Genomic DNA, 15,268 nt, shown 5'->3' with positions numbered 1-15,268 from the left:
CGAGGAGGCGTCGGCGCCGCGACCCGGGCGCGCTTCTCGCGCTCGCCCTGGTCACGGCGGCGCATCTCGGAGCGCAGCCGCGCGGCGGCGGACCCGTCGCGGAAGTGACCCAGCCGCTCCTGATGCCGCTGCTCGCTCGGCGCGCCGCTGGCCGGGACGGAGCCGCCGCGCGGTCGGCTGGTCCGCCTCGTCGCGCTGGGGCTCGTGCTCTCGTGGGCGGGGGACACCCTGCCGCGGTTCCTCGACGGGCAGGCGCAGTTCCTCGCCATGCTCGGCGCCTTCCTGCTCGCCCAGATCGTCTACGCGCTCGCGCTGTGGCCGCCGCGGGGAGGCTCGCTGCTCGCGCGCCCTGCCGCGGTGTCGCCCCTATCTCGCCGCGGCGGTGGTGATCGTGGGCCTGTGCGCCCCGTCGGCCGGGGTGCTCGCTGCCCGCGCTGGTGGTCTACGCCGCGGCGATCTGCGCGATGGCGGTGCTCGCCACCGGTCTCGGCGTGCGCGGCGGGATCGGGGGAGCGGTGTTCGTGGTCTCCGATTCCCTCATTGCCCTGAACACCTTCGACGTGCTCACCCTCCCGGTGCACGAGGTGTGGGTGATGGCGACCTATGTCGCGGCGCAGGTCTTGCTCGTGCTCGGCGTGCTCGGGCGCCGCGAGCGGGCTGGACGACGGCCGAGAGATGGCGCTGGGCGTCACGATGCGGTGATATAGCCACATCGTGACGCCCAGCGCCCGTGACCGACCATGGTCCTGAGGGCCGACGGGCGGCGAGCCGCGGGATGCCGGCCGGGCGGGGGCGCCCGGCTGTCGGAAGTCGCCCGGTGGGCTGGCCGGCCGGGGGCGGCACGGCGGGGCCGTCCGGCCCGTCGGGACCCGCTCAGCCCCTGCGCGCCTCGGCGTGCTCGGCGCGCGCCTGCTCGCGGGCGCGGCGCTTGGCCTCCTTGGTCTCCCGCGGCTCCTTCTCCTCGGCGAGGGTGATCACCGTGCCGCCGGGATCGGTCGCGACGGTGCCGTCGGGGTGGGTGACCAGCAGGCCGTCCGGTCGCTCGTCGGAGCGCTCGCCCCGCTCGTTGAAGGCGAGCCGCGCCTCGTGCACGCGGTGGGCGTCGGCGAGGAGCTCGCGCACGCCGCGCTCGGCCACGACGATGTCCTCGTACTTCGCGGGCAGGCCGTCGACGATCTTCTCGTGGGCGAGCATCTTCTCGTACATCGCGTCCCGCCGCTCCTCGAAGGAGCGGTAGGTCATCTCGAGATAGGCGCGGGCCTCGTGATGGGCGTTGTTCACCGCGGCCTGCGCCCGTCCCTTCGGGGACAGCAGGGAGGCGAGGACCGTGACCGTGAGGACGCCGATGATCACGCTGAGCGAGAAGGCGGTGGTGATCTCCGGGATCGCGTGCACGGCCTCGCCGCCGTTGATGAAGCCCAGCTCGTTCTCGTGCGCGCGTGCACGACGAGCTTCACGCCGATGAAGGCGAGGATGATCGACAGGCCGTAGGAGAGGTAGACCAGGCGGTCGAGCGACCCGTCGATGAGGAAGTACAGCTGACGCAGGCCCAGCAGGGAGAACACGGTCGCGGTGAACACGATGTAGGTGTTCTGGGTGAGGCCGAAGATCGCCGGGATCGAGTCGAGCGCGAAGAGGATGTCGGTCGCGCCGATCGCGATCATGACCAGCGAGATCGGGGTGAGGACGCGCTTGCCGTTCTCGATGGTGAAGAACTTGTCGCCGTCGTACTCGTCGGTCGCGGGCAGGACCTTCTTCACCAGGCGTACGAAGACGCCCTCGGAGTCCTCGTGGGAGTCCTCCTTCAGCTCGTCCACGATCATCTTGATCGCCGTGTAGAGCAGGATCGCGCCGAAGAGGTAGAAGGCCCAGGAGAAGTTGTCGATCGCGGCGGCGCCGAGGGCGATCATGCCCGAGCGGGCGATGATCGCGAAGGTGATGCCGAACAGCGAGACCTTCTGCTGGTCCTCTCGGGGCACGGAGAAGCCGGCGATGATGATCAGGAAGACGAAGAGGTTGTCGACCGAGAGGGCCTTCTCGGTGACGTACCCGGCGAAGTACTCGGTGCCCATGTCGACGCCGCCGAAGACGAGGACGAGCACGCCGAAGGCGAGCGCGATGCCGACGTAGAGCGCGGACCACACGGCCGCTTCGCGCAGGGTGGGGATGTGCGCCTTGCGCACATGGAAGATGTAGTCGAAGGCGAGGAGCCCGAGCACCACGATGATGGTGACGGCCCAGATCAGGGGGAGACGGTCATGGAGGACCTTCCGGGTCGCGAGGTGGACCCGGGTCTCTCCACCCTCCGGCCTGTGCCGGTGGGCCGCCGCGCCCGGGGGCCCGTTCGGCGGTCCCCGTGGTGACGTGCGCGGCGTGGCGGATACTCCCCCGTTGCCGTCCGCGAGCGTAGACGGCGTCCCTGAGAAGCTCCCGAAAGTCGCTCGCGGGTGCGGGGGAGTTCTGCGACCGAGCTCTCGCCCTCGGGCTGTCACCCTCGGGCGGTCAGCGGTCCTCGAGTGCGTCCTCCAGCTCGTCCTTGGTCATCGTCGAGCGGCCCTCGACCCCCTGCCGGCGGGCGTCCTCGTACAGTCGCTCCTTCGTGCGTCCCTTCGCGCCGCTGTGCGAGCGCTCGCCGCCCCGCTCGGACGGGGACTTGTCCTCGAGCGAGGTCCGGCTGGCCTCCTCGGACTCGCCCTGCTGGGCGCGGGTCTTGTTCACGGTGCGGGCCGCGATCTCCTCGGCCTCGTCCTCGGGGACGCCCTTGTCGAGCTGGCCGTCCTTGATGTGCTGGTACTGGCGTTCGCGCTTCTCGTTCCATGCCTCGGGCATGACTGCTCCTCCTTCTCCGTCGTGCGTCTGCGATCTCCGCTCGGAGCGGTCGTCGTGCCGGAGATGACCGGCACGTCCATGCTGTGGCACAGCGGGCCGATGTCGAGGTCGGGGACCGATCGGTCGAGCCCGGAAGCGGGGCCCGGACGGCGCGGACCGTCCGTGCGGGAGGCGGGGCCTGCCGTCGGGGACGGCTTGCCCGTCGGCCGGCGACGCCCGCTCTCGCAGCTCACTCGCGGGCGCGGTCCCCGGACATCGATCCGATGCTGTTGGACGGGGTGGCCTCGTCCTTCCAGCGGAGCGACGCGCCGACGCCCTCGGGGATCCCGAGCGCGTCCTCCTGCAGGGCGGAGACCGAGGCGTCGATGGCCAGGGCCGTGCGCAGCGGCTCCTCGATCCCGGCGGGCTCGCCGCCGGTGACGAACACCAGCTCCTCGACCTGGCCGCGGCCGATCGCCTGGGCGACCTCGGTCGCGCCGCCGACCGAGGCGCCGTCGCGCGCCTGGCTCTCGCGGAAGCGGCCCTCGAGGTCCCGGCCGCCGGGCGGCGATGAACTCCTCGGTGGCGCGGGTGAGCGCCTCGCGGAAGGGGCCGCGGTCCAGCGCGGCACCGCGGTCGCCGCCGGGGACCTCCAGGAGCCGCTCGCTGGTCTCACGACCCAGCGCCTCGCGCAGCAGTCCCATCGCGCGCACGTCGCCGCTGAGCATCACCATGTCCACGCGGTGCTCGCGCGCCGCGCGCTCGACGGCCTCGGCGACCGCGTCGGCATTGCGCTCCCAGGAGTCCTCGACGCGGGCCTCGAAGTTGTCGGCTCGCCAGCCGTGCTGGGGCCCGCCTCCGACGCTCGCCTTGTGGAGGACGTCGTGCCCGCCCTCGACGGTCGCGTCCTCTCCCAGACCGTTCGGGCCGTGGGCGATCGACGGGTTCTCCGGCGCTCGCAGGTGCAGGTCGGCACCGGCCCGGTCCACGACCACCAGCGGCTGTCGCACGGCGAAGGGGATCAGCCGCAGCGCGGCGGCGGAGAGGCCGCGGGAACTCGCCCCGGTGGGCCGACTCCTGCAGCGGAGGCGCCGGAAGCACCCGGTCCACGAGGATCCCGTCATCGTTCGCGAAGACGGAGCGGCCCTGACGTCCGCCGAGGGTGGAGGGGCTGAGCACCGTCTCCTCGATCTGCGCGAGCGCCGCCTGCGGGGCGCCGTCGGCCGCGAGGGTGGAGCGCATCCGCCCCCAGCGGGCCTCGAGCTCGCCGGCGGCATGGGGGTCGGTCCGGGTGGTGTCGAGGTGGACCGAGACGACGGGGCCGGTCGCTTCGAGGACGGGCGTGAGCCAGGGCAGTTTCACAGTGGACCTCCAGGTGCTCGACGTGCGGGGACGACCGTGCTCCCAGCTCGGCCTCTTCGCCCCGCCTGGGTCCGTTCAACCCTGGCACGCGGGGTCCGGCATCGCAAGCGGGTTCGGGCCGAGGGGGTCGCTGCCCTGCGTGGGGCCCGCTCCGGCTCCCGTCCCGCGGGGCGGTCAGAAGGTGAAGCCGCGGAAGAGCAGCGAGCGCCAGGCCCAGGCCGACGACGAGGTTCACGACGGTCGCCGCCGCGAACACGACGATCGGCTTCCAGCCGGACTCCCTGATGCTCGAGGCGTTGAACTCGAGGCCGATCGAGACGAAGGCGAGGGTCAGCGCCCAGGTCTGCGGCTCCTTGGCGGCGTCCAGCCGCGGCTCGAGGACGGCCTCGGGGAGGGACTCCGCGAGCACCGTCGCCACGACCGAGGCGAGCAGGAAGCCGAGCACGAACTTCGGGAACCGCTCCCAGAGCATCGCCAGCGAGCGGCGATCTCCCACGCGGCGCGTGCCGGAGCCGGCGACGGCCCGGCCGGCGGCGGGGGCGACCCTGAAGGAGAAGTACAGCGTCAGCGAGACGGCGACGATGCCCAGCGGCGCGTTCTGCGTGACCTTCACGATCGAGGCGATCTGCAGCGGCCGCTCGCCGGCGACCGCGCCCGCGGCCGTCACCGCGGCGGTGGTGTCGATGTTGCCGCCGATCCAGGCGCCGGTGACCGCGGGGGACAGCCCCATCAGATCCGCGAGCCAGGGCAGCAGGAAGATCGAGGGCACGGCGAAGACGATCACGAGGGTGGCGGTGTAGGCGAGTCGCTCCTTCTTCGCCTCCACGGCGCCGGCGGCCGCGACGGCGGCGGAGACCCCGCAGATCGACAGGGCGGAGGCGAGCAGGGCCCGCGACCTGTCGTCCAGCCCGAGCGGCCCGGCGAACCACCAGGTGAACGCGAAGACTACGGTGATCAGCAGGATCGCCTGGAGCACGGCGGGACCCGCCGCGCGCACCACGATCGCGAAGTTCACGCTCGCGCCCAGCGGCACCAGGCCCACCTTGATGAACAGCTCGGTGCGGAAGGCCGCGGCCATGCGACGGCGCACACCGGTCAGGGACAGCACCGCGTTGCCGAGGAAGCCGAGCGCGATCGCGTAGACCGGGTACTCGATCGACTTCGCGACCTTCCCGACGGCGGTGCCCTCGGTGAGCTCGGGGACCGCATCGGTGAGCACCGAGACCAGCCAGGCCAGGGCCACCACGATCATGAGGCCCGCGACGGTCCAGCCGAGCGCGGCGCGCGGGGCCGGGGCGGGGGAGGGGGCGGAGGCCTCGGCCGCGGCGCCGTCGGTGGTCCGCTCCGTCGCGCTCACGGGATCAGCTCCGAGGAGATCAGCCCGGCCATGCAGGCGCCGAACAGGACGAGCCCCACGAGCGTCGCGATCCAGTCCTCGCCGAGGGAGAACCGCTTGTGGTCATCGGGGTTGTCGGGGCGCTCGGTGCTCGCTCACCGTTTCTCCTCCAGTCTCGGGATGTTACGGCGCACGCGCCGGGGCCTGGAGGCACTGTAGGACATCGGCTCGGGGCGGCCCGGCGAGCGACCAGCACGTTCGCTCCGCGACCGCGTCCTGTCAGGCGCCCGTCAGCTCTCGTCCATGTGACGGACACCCGCGGCGGCCGCCACGACGCGCCAGTCGTCGGCGAGGGAGGCGATCGTCGCGTGGGCGTTCAGGCCGGAGGGCTGGGGGACGACGTGGAGGTCGATCCCGGCCGGCCAGCCCTCGACCTCGGCGGGGTCCTGCCGGCCGAGCCGGGCGCGGGGCAGGGCGTAGGCGGTGCGGAAGGCGGTGATCCCGGCGATCGCGACCGTGCGGGGACGCGGCGTCTCGAGCCGCTCGACGAGGCGGCGGCCGGACGCGCGCGGCTCCTCGCGGCCCAGCTCGTCGGCGCGCACGGTCGCACGGCCGATCAGGTTCGTGATCCCGATGCCGCGGGTGCGGAGGTCCTGCTCGTCCTCGGGGTCCAGGCCCCGGGAGGCGTCCACGAGGCGGGAGGTGAGGCCGGCGCGGTGCAGGGAGGGCCAGAAGCGGTTCCCGGGCCGGGCGAAGGGGGCGTTCACGGCCGCGGTCCACAGCCCCGGGTTGATGCCGACGATCAGCAGGCGCAGGTCCTCGCCCCGCCGCGGGTCCGGCGACGTCGTCGATCGCGTCGGGGTCGGGGGTCGCGAAGTCGGTCAGCTCGTCCCGGGAGGGACGTCGGCCGCCGAGCGGGGAGGGGCGACGGATGCTCATCCCGGCACTGTATGTCGGCCGGCGGTCGTACTGTGCTCCCATGCGCCCCATGGAGGCAGGACGACTGCAGGTGATCGCGGGCCCGATGTTCGCGGGCAAGACCGAGGAGCCGCTGCGGCGCGTGCACCGGGCGCGCCTGGCGGGTCGGCGCGTCGAGGTGGTCGGCCACAGCCTCGACGACCGCGGCGGCGCGGACCGGCTCAGCACCCATCTGGGCCGTAGCACGCCCGCCCGGATGCTCGAGGACCCGGAGGCGCCGCAGGAGCCGCTGGCCGCGCCCGAGGGCGCCGAGGGCCGGGTCGAGCCGCTCGCGCTCGACGAGGCGCAGTTCTTCGGTCCCGCCCTCGTGCCGGTGCTCGAGCAGGCTGCTCGACGCCGGGATCGACGTCGCCGTCGCCGGGCTGTGCCTCACCTACGACGGCGAGCCCTTCTCCCCAGCCGCCGGAGCTGATGGCGCGGGCCGAGGAGGTCGTGAAGCTCACCGCGGTGTGCACGGTGTGCGGCGCGGACGCCGCCTTCCACATCCGCCTGGTCGACGACGGGGCCGACGCCCGGCGCGCGACCGCCGCGCAGGTGGGCGGCGGGGAGTCCTACCGGGCGCGGCCGCCGCGCCCACCGCGATCCCGCCGCGCGGGAGCCGCGCCGGCTCAGGTGAGCGGCTCGGCGCCCTCGTCGACCTCCCAGTCCACCCTCCGCGCGTGCCCGCTCCCGTCGTCCCGCCCGCGCACGCCTCACCCGTCCTGACTCCCCGTCTCGCTACGCTGGCACGATGATCCTCACCCCGGACCATGCACCCGTCGGCTCCCCGCGCCCCGCCCGCCCGGGCGGGGAGCCCGAGCCGATCACCGCCGTGCGCTACGCGGCCGTGGCGGGGGAGCGCGCCGAGCAGGCGCCGCCCGCCGAGGCCGGAGCGGCGGGGATCGTCGGCCGCACCATCGCGCCCGGCGAGGTGCTGCGCTGGTTCGTGCACCCGGTCCTGGACGAGGAGCTGAGCTGGGGCGCGACCCATGTCGCGCTCGACCTCGTCCTCGACGACGGCTCCCGCCTCTCGCAGCACGAGCCCCGCGACCAGCACGGCTCCCTCGCCACCGCCCGCGGGCTCGGCGAGGCGAGGATCCTCTACGCCGACCAGTGGAACGACGTCCAGGTGGGGCTCGAGGCGCTCGTCGGCCGCCGGATCGAGGAGGTGCTGGTCGAGGTCGATGTGCCCGAGGACCACGAGGCCGATCTCCTCGAGGACCTCGAGTCCGAGCCCGGGGAGGCCGCGCCGCCCGCCCCGCTGCACGGGTGGATCGATGGCCCCTCCCTCGCCGTGCCGCCCGCGGACCCGCCGCTCGAGGACCCCGTCGCCTGGGTCGACACCCGGCGTGGCACCCGCTCGGCCTTCGAGTTCTCGCGCGGGAACACCCTGCCGATCACCGCCCTGCCCAACGGCTTCGCGAAGTTCACCCCCGCGACCGACGCCCGCACCCGCCGCTGGATCTACCAGCACCACCGCACCCATCTCCAGGGCCTGTCCCTCACCCACCAGCCGAGCCCCTGGATGGGCGATCGCCACCAGCTGGTGCTGATGCCGCCGCTGGGCGAGAGCCCGGACGCGAGCCCGGCCGCGCGCGAGCGCGCCTTCTCCCACGCGGACGAGACCGCCCGCCCCGACCTCTATGCCGTCGCCCTCGAGGGCGGGATCGGGATGCGGCTGGCGCCCACCGACCACGGCGCCGTCTGCGAGATCTCCCTGCCGGAGGACTCCGGGCCCGGCCACCTCCTGCTCGAGGGCGTGGATACGCACAGCCGCCTCGACGCCGCCGGCGCCGTCTTCGACGGGCGGGTCCAGGGCTGGATCGACTCCTCGCCCCGGGAGGGGTACGACCGGGCCGACGGGGCGACGCGCATGTTCGTGCTCGCCGAGGTGCGACCCGCCCCCGTGCGCGTCGGCCGCGCGGAGGGCGACAGCGGAGGCGGCGTGCTCAGCTTCGCGCCCGGCACCCGCACCATCACGGTTCGTCTGGTGACGAGCCTGCTCGGCCAGGACCAGGCACAGCGCACCTTTGCGCTCGAGCTCGCCGGACGCACCCTGGAGCAGGTCCGCGAGGAGGCCCACGCCCTGTGGACCCGCCGCCTGCAGGTGCTCGAGGCGCCCGGCGCGACCGCCCCGCGCGCCGCACCCTGTACGGCGACCTCTACCGCCTGAACCTCTACCCGTCCTCCCACTGGGAGAACCGCGGCACCGCCGAGGTGGTCGAGCCCGTCCACGCGAGCCCCGTCGCGCCCGTGCGCGGCGCGGCGACCGACACCCGCACCAACGCCGAGACGGTGCCGGGGCAGATGTACGTCGACCACGGCTTCTGGGACACCTATCGCACCGCCTGGCCCGCCTACGCCCTGCTCTACCCCGAGCTCGCCGCGGAGCTCGCCGACGGCTTCGTGCAGCGACACCGCGAGGGCGGCTGGATCGCCCGCTGGTCCTCACCCGGCTATGCCGACTGCATGACCGGCACCAGCAGCGACATCGCCTTCGCGGACCTGCAGGTCAAGGGCGTGCCGCTGCCCGATCCGCAGGCGACCTACGAGGCCGCGGCGCGCAATGCGACCGTCGCCCCGCCGCGCGCCCGAGGTGGGCCGCAAGGGCGGGGAGACCGCCGTGTTCCGCGGCTACGTCGCCACCGACGCCGAGGTGGGGGAGAGCGTCTCCTGGAGCCTCGAGGCGCACATCAACGACGCCGGCATCGCCGCGCAGGCGGCGCCGCTCGCCGGGCGGGCCGAGGCCGAGGGGGACCGGCTCCGCGCCGAGCGGCCGCGCGGCGAGTCCGCCTATCTCGCCGCGCGCGCGCGAACTATGCCCTGCTGTTCGATCGGACGACGGAGTTCTTCCGCGGCCGACGCTCCGACGGGGCCTTCGCCGTCCCGGCCGAGGAGTTCGACCCGCTGGAGTGGGGAGGGGACTTCACGGAGGCCAACGGCTGGACCTTCGCCTTCCACGCCCCGCACGACCCCGAGGGCCTCGCCGCCCTGCACGGCGGCCGCGACATCCTGCGCGGCCGGCTCGAGCAGTACCTGGACACGCCCGAGCGCGCCGACCGCCGCGGCACCTACGACACCACCATCCACGAGATGGTCGAGGCGCGGGCGGTGCGGATGGGCCAGTTCGGGTTCTCCAACCAGCCCGCCCATCACATCCCTTTCCTGTTCCACCACGTGGGAGCGCCGGAGGAGGCCTCCCGGATCGTCCGCGAGGTGCGGCGGCGCCTCTTCGTCGGCGAGCAGATCGGGCAGGGGTATCCCGGCGACGAGGACAACGGCGAGATGAGCGCCTGGTGGCTGCTGGCGGCGCTGGGGCTGTACCCGCTGCGGCTCGGCACGGGCCGCTATCACCTGGTCGCGCCGCTGTTCGAGACGGTGCGGGTGCGGCCGCTGGGCCGGGAGGGCTTCACCCTCACCGCGCACGGCACGGGCGGGGCGCCGGCCGGTGCCGAGGACGTGTGCATCACCGGGATGCGGGTGCGCGGCGCGGAGCACGCGGACTCGTGGATCGACCACGCGGATCTCCGCGGCGAGATCGAGGTCGAGCTCGGCGCGGAGCCCGGCGACTGGGGCACGATCCCTCCCTCGCCGACCGCGCCGGGGCAGCGGCCGCGACCGCTGTGGGACCTCTTCGCCGCGGACCCCTCGCGCCGCCGCTGGACGACGACGCCCGCACCGAGCTCGTGCTGGAGACGGCGAGCGCCGTGCTCGACCTGCCCGAGCTCGGCGAGCCGATGCAGGCCCGCTTCCTCACCCTCACCTCCTCCGCGGAGACGGGCGGGGACCCGATCGCGTGGCGGCTGGAGGGCTCGGACGACGGCCAGAGCTGGGAGGTGCTCGACGCCCGCTCCGCGCGCGCTTCGAGTGGCGACGCCAGACCCGCCCCTTCGAGATCGCCTCCCCGCGGCCGTGCCTGCATCACCGCCTGGTGGTGACGACCTCCGAGGGCCCGCTGCGGCTGGCGGAGCTCGAGCCGCTCGCCTGATCGGGCACCGGCCGCCGCACGAGACCTCCTCGCCCCGAGAGCGGGGTGCCCGCGCGGCGGTCGATCAGCACCCACGGCAGGGTCATCGCCGCCCACACCGCGGCGATCAGCACGGCCTCGACCAGCAGGTACTGCGGCCACGGCCCCAGCAGGTCCAGGATGCTCGGCCCGGCCGGCGCCCGGTTCAGGTAGCCGTAGTTCGCGCCGGTGAGGGTGTTGCCGGTGATGGCGATCCCCGCCCACAGCGGCGTCGCCGCGTAGGCGATCCCGTACCCGCGCCAGGTGGGCCGGTAGCCCAGCCCCCACACCAGCACCACCGGGGCGAGCACTCCGGCGCCGTGCGCGATCCAGTACTCCGCGAACTCCAGCGGCACCCACACGAAGTAGTTCAGGTCCGGGGTGAGCACCGACTGCATGTTCAGCGTCAGCCCCCAGAACCAGCACACCACCACCGCCCAGCGCGCCTGCGTGATCAGGGCGATCGGGACCAGGAACCGCGGCGCGTCGGAGTAGTGCGGCGGCAGGGACTCCTCGAGGTTCCACGCCCAGGGCATGAACCCCCATGCCGTCCAGGCCGCGGAGTTCGCCAGCGGCGCCCAGCCCGCGACCCGCGGCGCCCGGTCCACCCGGGCGCTCTCGCCGCGGCGGGCCCAGCGCACCAGGACGACGGCGGCGAGGGCGAGGAGCACCAGCATCGCGAGGTGCGCGCCGCCGTAGGCGGGCATGTGCCCGATCGCAGGGGCGGCGAGGAGCGGGTCGTCGGGGCCCGGGCCGGGGCGGTCCAGATGCATCGTCGGCTCTCCTCGTGGTCGCTCGGCCCCGCCCCGTCGTCGGGGCGCACGGGCAGAGCATACGGAAGCGCCCCGCCGAGGCGGGGCGCTCCTGCACGTCTGGGGGCGGTTCCTCTCAGGCGGCGGCGCCCTGGCGGCGCGGCCGATCTCCTTGAGCGGCGTCACGAGCGCTGCGGCGACCACCGTGCCTGCCAGCGGCGCGAGCACGAAGCCCCACACCGGGCTGATCGCGAAGGCGACGAAGATGCCGCCGTGCGGTGCCTGCGAGCCGACGCCGAACGCCATGATGAGCGCGCCGGTGACCGCGCCGCCGGTCATCATCGAAGGGATCACGCGCAGGGGGTCCGCGGCGGCGAAGGGGATCGCGCCCTCGGAGATGAACGCCGCGCCCAGCGACCAGGCCGTCGTCCCGTTCTCCCGCTCCACGGGGGAGTAGAGGCGGCGCCGCACCAGGGTGGACAGCGCCATCGCCAGCGGCGGCACCATGCCGGCGCCCATCACGGCGGCCATGATCTCGAACGCGGCTTCGGTGCCCTGGGACAGTCCCGCGGTCGCGAAGAGGTACGCCGCCTTGTTCACGGGCCCGCCCAGGTCGAGGCACATCATCAGCCCGATGATCACGCCGAGCGCGACGGCGGAGGAGCCGGACATGCCCGTCAGCCCGTCCTGCGGCGCGGTCATGAGGGCGGCGAGCGGGCGGCCCAGGAACAGCGAGCATCAGCCCGCCGACCACGAATGTGGTCACCAGCGGGGTGATCACCACCGGCATCAGCCCGGCGAGCCAGCGGGGCGGGGTGAGGGTGGTGAACCACAGCGCGATCAGGCCCGCGAGCAGGCCCGTGATGAGACCGCCGAGGAAGCCGGCGCCCACGGCCACCGACACGGCGCCGCCGATGAAGCCGGGCGCGATGCCGGGCCGGCCGGCGAGGCCGAAGGCGATGTAGCCCGACAGTGCCGCGACGAGGAAGCCCATGCCGAGGTTCCCGAGCGTGAACAGCACCGCGCCGAGGTAGAGGGCGAGGCCCGCGCGCTCGGTCTGCGCCATGCCGGTCGCGCCCTCGTACTCCTGGTGCCCGGGCAGCGAGGACAGCGAGAACCCGGTCGCGACGTCCTGGGCGACGAAGGCGACGTCGAAGCCCGCGACGAGGAAGCCGAGCGCCATCAGCAGGCCGCCCGCGGCGACGAAGGGGATCATGTAGGACACGCCCGTCATCACGGCGCCCTGGATCCGGCGGGGCCAGGACTGGGATGTGCCGCTCTCCGCCTTCTCCGAGGTCGCGGCGCCGGCCTGCACACGGCGGGCCGACGGATCGGAGGCCGCGGCGACCGCCTCGTCGATCATCTCCCCGCCGTGGGAGATCGCCCGCTTGACGGGGTGCTCCACGAGGGGCAGGCCCGCGAAGCGCTCCCGGCCGGAGATGTTCACGTCCGCGGCGACGATCAGGGCGCTCGCACGAGCGATCTGCTCGTCGGTGAACGGGGTGATGCCGCCGGAGCCCTGGGTCTCCACGTGCGGCTCGATCCCCTTGTCCTTCGCGGCGTTCTCCAGGGACTCGGCGGCCATGTAGGTGTGGGCGATCCCGGTGGGGCATGAGGTGATCGCCAGCGGCACCGGGGCGTCCGCCGACGCCTCGTCCGACGTGGCGGTGCTCGACGCGGCGGCGCTCGCCGAGGCGGCGCTCGCCGAGGCGGAGCCGGAGGTCTGAGCGGCGGTCGGGGCGGCGCCCGTCCCGACCGCTGCGTCGGCGGGCTCCTCGGACGTCGCGGCGCCGGCGGCCTGCGCGTCGGTCCCCGCCTCCTCGGGGGCGACCACGTCCATCACGAGCGCGGAGACCTCCTCGGGGGTGGACGCCCGCGCGGCGCGGCGAGGAACTCCGGGCGGATCAGGGCGCGGGAGAGCTGGGCGAGGAGCTTCAGGTGCTGGTCGTCGGTGCCGGCGGGCGCGGTGATCGCGATGATCAGATCGGCCGGGCCGTCGGCGGAGCCGAAGTCCACCGGCTCGCTCAGCCGCACGAGCGCGAGTGCCGCCTCGTGGACGGCCTCGGTGCGGCAGTGGGGGATCGCGAAGCCGCCGGGCATGCCGGTCGCGAAGGACTCCTCGCGCTTCAGCAGACCGGCCTCGAGGCCGTCGCGCTCGGCGCGGCCGGTCGCGGCGACGATATCGGCCATCATGCCGATCACGGCGTGTTTGTCCCCGGGCGGGGCGACGTCGAGCCTCACCAGCTCGGGGGTCATCAGCGCAGCGGACATGGGGGTTCTCCTTTGAACGGGCACCCTGGCGGGGCGGGTGGAGCGGGTCAGAGTCGGACGATGGTGGAGGCGTCGATCCGCACCTGGTCGGGACGGGGGATGGTGGTGCCGGGCAGGCCGACCGCGGCCGTGCCGTAGGCGAGGGCGCGCGCGAGCCGGTCGGCCGGGGCCTCCTCGAGCGCGCGCGCGATGAGATAGCCGGCGGTCGCGGAGTCGCCCGCGCCGACGGTGGAGACGACGGGCCCGGGCGGGACCGGGCAGTACCAGGCCGCCCCTTCGGTCGCGAGGAGGCCGCCGGCCCCGCCGAGGGTCACGAGCACCGCGCCGACGCCGCGGCGGTGCAGGTCCAGCGCGGCCTCCGCGACGGGGTCGAGCCGTCCCGCGGCCGCCTCGGCCTCGAGCGCCGCACCGTCCGCGTCGAGGATCTGGCCGAGCTCCTCGGCGTTGGGCTTGAGGAAGTCGGGGGCGGCGCGGTCCAGCGCGGCGGCGAGCGCGGCGAGCGGGGCGTCGGAGGTGTCCACGCCCACCTGCGCGCCGCGCTCCCGCGCCGCGACGACGAGGCGCACGTACTCGTCCGCCGGCAGGCCGGGCGCGAGGGAGCCGGAGAGCATGACGCTGTCCCCGGGGCCGGCGACGGCCAGCAGCGACTCCTCGAGGGCGGCGACCTCGGCCCGGTCCAGCGTCGCGCCGGGCTCGTTGAGCTTCGTGGTGGTCTCCGGGGTGGAGAGCACGGTGAGGTTCGTGCGCACGCGGCCCGCGATGGGGCTCGCCCGGTGGGGGAGGCCCTCGGCCTCGAGCAGGTCCAGCGGCGCATCCTGCGGCGCGGCGGGGAGGACGGCAATCACGGGCGGCCCCCGGCGCGGTGCACGCCCAGCGCGACGTTGATCCCCTTGCCGCCGGGCTGGAGACCGTCGGCGCGGATGCGGTGCACGCCGCCGGGGACCAGGGGGCCGCCGAGGTCGACGGTGCGGTCGAGGGAGGGGTTCGCGGTGAAGGTGATGATCATGCGGTCAGCACCTCGATCCCGGCCTCCTCGAGCTCGGCGGCGAGCTCGGCGGGCAGGCCGTCGTCGGTGACCAGGGCGTCGATCCCGGCGGTCGTCGCGAAGGTGACCAGATGACGCGTGCCGGCCTTCGAGGAGTCCGCGAGCACGACGCGTCGTGCCGCGCAGCGGGCCATCGCGGACTTCACCGCCGCCTCGTCGGGATCCGGGGTGGTGAAGCCGGAGGGGTCGAAGCCGTTGCAGCCCAGCACGACGAGCTCGGGATGCAGCAGGCCCACCGCCTCGACGGTCCCGGCGCCGACGGCGGCCTGGGTGGTGGGGCGGACCCGCCCCGGCGAAGACGTGCACCTCGAGATCGGTGTGCACGAGGGCGCCCTGCGCGATCGCCGGGGCATGGGTGATCACGGGGCCGCGCCGGCCGCTGAGGTGCGGGATGAGCTCGCCGACCGTGGTGCCCGCATCGAGCATCACCGCGGCGCGGGGATCGCCGGGCGCGCAGGCTGGCGGCGGCGCGGGCGATGCGGCGCTTGGCTGCGACATTGGTGGTGCGGCGGGCCTCGAGGTCGGGCTCGACCTCGGCGGTGCTCGGAGGCACGGCCCCGCCGTGGACCCGCACGAGCGACCGCTCGGCGGCGAGCTGGTCGAGGTCGCGGCGCACCGTCTCGGTGGTGACGTCGAAGTCGACCGCGAGCTCAGTGACGGTCACGCGGCCGCTCGCCTCGAGCATCTCGAGGATGCGGCGCCGGCGTTCACGGGCGTACATGGGGCACCTG

15 protein-coding genes and 5 pseudogenes are annotated in these 15,268 nt (G+C 74.4%); 7 read left to right on the top strand and 13 right to left on the bottom strand.

The genetic code is table 11. The annotated features are described in order from the left end of the window. Positions 1–104 precede the first annotated feature (104 nt). Together WKH84_RS07075 and WKH84_RS07070 are read left to right on the top strand one after the other, a co-directional pair. Positions 105–389: a hypothetical protein gene (locus WKH84_RS07075; protein WP_341856120.1), complete on the top strand. Its 285-nt coding sequence runs from the start codon at positions 105–107 to the stop codon at positions 387–389. A 48-nt stretch (positions 390–437) separates the two neighbouring features. Next, positions 438–707 carry a lysoplasmalogenase family protein gene (locus WKH84_RS07070; protein ID WP_341856119.1) on the top strand — a complete coding sequence of 90 codons (270 nt, stop codon included), beginning with the start codon at positions 438–440 and terminating at the stop codon, positions 705–707. Between the two features lie 166 nt (positions 708–873). On the opposite strand, the pseudogene WKH84_RS07065 reads toward WKH84_RS07070, so the two are convergent. The 5 genes and pseudogenes from WKH84_RS07065 to WKH84_RS07045 all read right to left on the bottom strand — a co-directional run bounded on the left by WKH84_RS07065 (position 874) and on the right by WKH84_RS07045 (position 6,273). Next, positions 874–2,246 (bottom strand): annotated as a pseudogene (locus tag WKH84_RS07065) (TerC family protein). Positions 2,247–2,502: 256 nt separating this feature from the next. Then, positions 2,503–2,829: a plasmid stabilization protein gene (locus WKH84_RS07060; protein WP_341856118.1), complete on the bottom strand. Its 327-nt coding sequence runs from the start codon at positions 2,827–2,829 to the stop codon at positions 2,503–2,505. Then, positions 2,715–3,932 (bottom strand): Vms1/Ankzf1 family peptidyl-tRNA hydrolase, encoded by a 1,218-nt coding sequence (locus tag WKH84_RS07055; protein ID WP_341856117.1) that lies wholly within the window; start codon positions 3,930–3,932, stop codon positions 2,715–2,717. Before WKH84_RS07055 ends, WKH84_RS07060 begins: the two co-directional genes overlap by 115 nt. Next, the gene (locus WKH84_RS07050) at positions 3,929–5,527 is read right to left on the bottom strand and encodes a putative sulfate exporter family transporter (protein ID WP_341856116.1); all 1,599 of its coding nucleotides are present in this window, start codon (positions 5,525–5,527) and stop codon (positions 3,929–3,931) included. The genes WKH84_RS07055 and WKH84_RS07050 overlap by 4 nt, the downstream gene beginning before the upstream one ends. Positions 5,528–5,796: 269 nt before the next feature. Beyond that, the gene (locus tag WKH84_RS07045; RefSeq protein WP_341856115.1) at positions 5,797–6,273 is read right to left on the bottom strand and encodes a mismatch-specific DNA-glycosylase; all 477 of its coding nucleotides are present in this window, start codon (positions 6,271–6,273) and stop codon (positions 5,797–5,799) included. Positions 6,274–6,485: 212 nt separating this feature from the next. On the opposite strand from WKH84_RS07045, the gene WKH84_RS07040 reads away from it, so the two are divergent. The 5 genes and pseudogenes from WKH84_RS07040 (at position 6,486) to WKH84_RS07020 (ending at position 10,401) form a co-directional block, all read left to right on the top strand. Next, positions 6,486–6,896, top strand: coding sequence for a hypothetical protein (locus WKH84_RS07040; protein ID WP_341856114.1), 411 nt, complete (start codon positions 6,486–6,488; stop codon positions 6,894–6,896). Beyond that, a complete protein-coding gene (locus tag WKH84_RS07035; RefSeq protein ID WP_341856113.1) occupies positions 6,896–7,189 on the top strand; it encodes a hypothetical protein in 294 nt (97 codons plus the stop codon). The genes WKH84_RS07040 and WKH84_RS07035 overlap by 1 nt, the downstream gene beginning before the upstream one ends. A 25-nt stretch (positions 7,190–7,214) precedes the next feature. Beyond that, positions 7,215–8,636, top strand: a complete 1,422-nt coding sequence (locus tag WKH84_RS07030; RefSeq protein WP_341856112.1) for a hypothetical protein — start codon at positions 7,215–7,217, stop codon at positions 8,634–8,636. Continuing rightward, positions 8,552–9,958 (top strand): annotated as a pseudogene (locus tag WKH84_RS07025) (glycoside hydrolase domain-containing protein); the annotation flags it as partial. The gene WKH84_RS07030 and the pseudogene WKH84_RS07025, both read left to right, overlap by 85 nt. Positions 9,959–10,086: 128 nt before the next feature. Continuing rightward, a complete protein-coding gene (locus WKH84_RS07020) occupies positions 10,087–10,401 on the top strand; it encodes a hypothetical protein (RefSeq protein ID WP_341856111.1) in 315 nt (104 codons plus the stop codon). On the opposite strand, the gene WKH84_RS07015 is transcribed toward WKH84_RS07020, so the two are convergent. The 8 genes and pseudogenes from WKH84_RS07015 to WKH84_RS06980 form a co-directional block, all read right to left on the bottom strand. Then, positions 10,385–11,242 (bottom strand): TIGR02206 family membrane protein, encoded by an 858-nt coding sequence (locus tag WKH84_RS07015; RefSeq protein WP_341856803.1) that lies wholly within the window; start codon positions 11,240–11,242, stop codon positions 10,385–10,387. The genes WKH84_RS07020 and WKH84_RS07015 overlap by 17 nt on opposite strands. A 219-nt stretch (positions 11,243–11,461) precedes the next feature. After that, positions 11,462–11,893, bottom strand: a pseudogene (locus tag WKH84_RS07010) (fructose-specific PTS transporter subunit EIIC); the annotation flags it as partial. A gap of 748 nt (positions 11,894–12,641) precedes the next feature. Further along, positions 12,642–12,806 (bottom strand): annotated as a pseudogene (locus WKH84_RS07005) (hypothetical protein); the annotation flags it as partial. Between the two features lie 254 nt (positions 12,807–13,060). Continuing rightward, positions 13,061–13,492 (bottom strand): PTS sugar transporter subunit IIA, encoded by a 432-nt coding sequence (locus tag WKH84_RS07000; RefSeq protein WP_341856110.1) that lies wholly within the window; start codon positions 13,490–13,492, stop codon positions 13,061–13,063. A 47-nt stretch (positions 13,493–13,539) separates the two neighbouring features. Then, the gene (locus WKH84_RS06995) at positions 13,540–14,337 is read right to left on the bottom strand and encodes a PfkB family carbohydrate kinase (protein WP_341856109.1); all 798 of its coding nucleotides are present in this window, start codon (positions 14,335–14,337) and stop codon (positions 13,540–13,542) included. Further along, a complete protein-coding gene (locus WKH84_RS06990) occupies positions 14,334–14,498 on the bottom strand; it encodes a hypothetical protein (protein WP_341856108.1) in 165 nt (54 codons plus the stop codon). Before WKH84_RS06990 ends, WKH84_RS06995 begins: the two co-directional genes overlap by 4 nt. Then, a complete protein-coding gene (locus WKH84_RS06985; RefSeq protein WP_341856107.1) occupies positions 14,495–14,890 on the bottom strand; it encodes a hypothetical protein in 396 nt (131 codons plus the stop codon). The genes WKH84_RS06990 and WKH84_RS06985 overlap by 4 nt, the downstream gene beginning before the upstream one ends. Before the next feature lie 251 nt (positions 14,891–15,141). Continuing rightward, positions 15,142–15,222 (bottom strand): annotated as a pseudogene (locus tag WKH84_RS06980) (DeoR family transcriptional regulator); the annotation flags it as partial. Positions 15,223–15,268: the final 46 nt, after the last annotated feature.

Source organism: Brachybacterium sp. GPGPB12 (assembly GCF_038396325.1).
In the GTDB taxonomy this organism is placed as follows: Bacteria; Actinomycetota; Actinomycetes; order Actinomycetales; family Dermabacteraceae; genus Brachybacterium; species Brachybacterium conglomeratum.
Note: the sequence above shows the minus strand (reverse complement) of the source record. Positions and strands in the feature narration are given on the sequence as shown.

Excerpts from the sequence above, each read along its gene's own strand:
- WKH84_RS07060 (WP_341856118.1), bottom strand. The coding sequence starts at position 2,829 with ATGCCCGAGGCATGGAACGAGAAGCGCGAACGCCAGTACCAGCACATC.
- WKH84_RS07055 (WP_341856117.1), bottom strand. The coding sequence starts at position 3,932 with ATGACGGGATCCTCGTGGACCGGGTGCTTCCGGCGCCTCCGCTGCAGG.
- WKH84_RS07040 (WP_341856114.1), top strand. The coding sequence starts at position 6,486 with ATGCGCCCCATGGAGGCAGGACGACTGCAGGTGATCGCGGGCCCGATG.
- WKH84_RS07035 (WP_341856113.1), top strand. The coding sequence starts at position 6,896 with ATGGCGCGGGCCGAGGAGGTCGTGAAGCTCACCGCGGTGTGCACGGTG.
- WKH84_RS07030 (WP_341856112.1), top strand. The coding sequence starts at position 7,215 with ATGATCCTCACCCCGGACCATGCACCCGTCGGCTCCCCGCGCCCCGCC.
- WKH84_RS07015 (WP_341856803.1), bottom strand. The coding sequence starts at position 11,242 with ATGCATCTGGACCGCCCCGGCCCGGGCCCCGACGACCCGCTCCTCGCC.
- WKH84_RS07000 (WP_341856110.1), bottom strand. The coding sequence starts at position 13,492 with ATGTCCGCTGCGCTGATGACCCCCGAGCTGGTGAGGCTCGACGTCGCC.
- WKH84_RS06990 (WP_341856108.1), bottom strand. The coding sequence starts at position 14,498 with ATGATCATCACCTTCACCGCGAACCCCTCCCTCGACCGCACCGTCGAC.
- WKH84_RS06985 (WP_341856107.1), bottom strand. The coding sequence starts at position 14,890 with ATGCCCCGGCGATCGCGCAGGGCGCCCTCGTGCACACCGATCTCGAGG.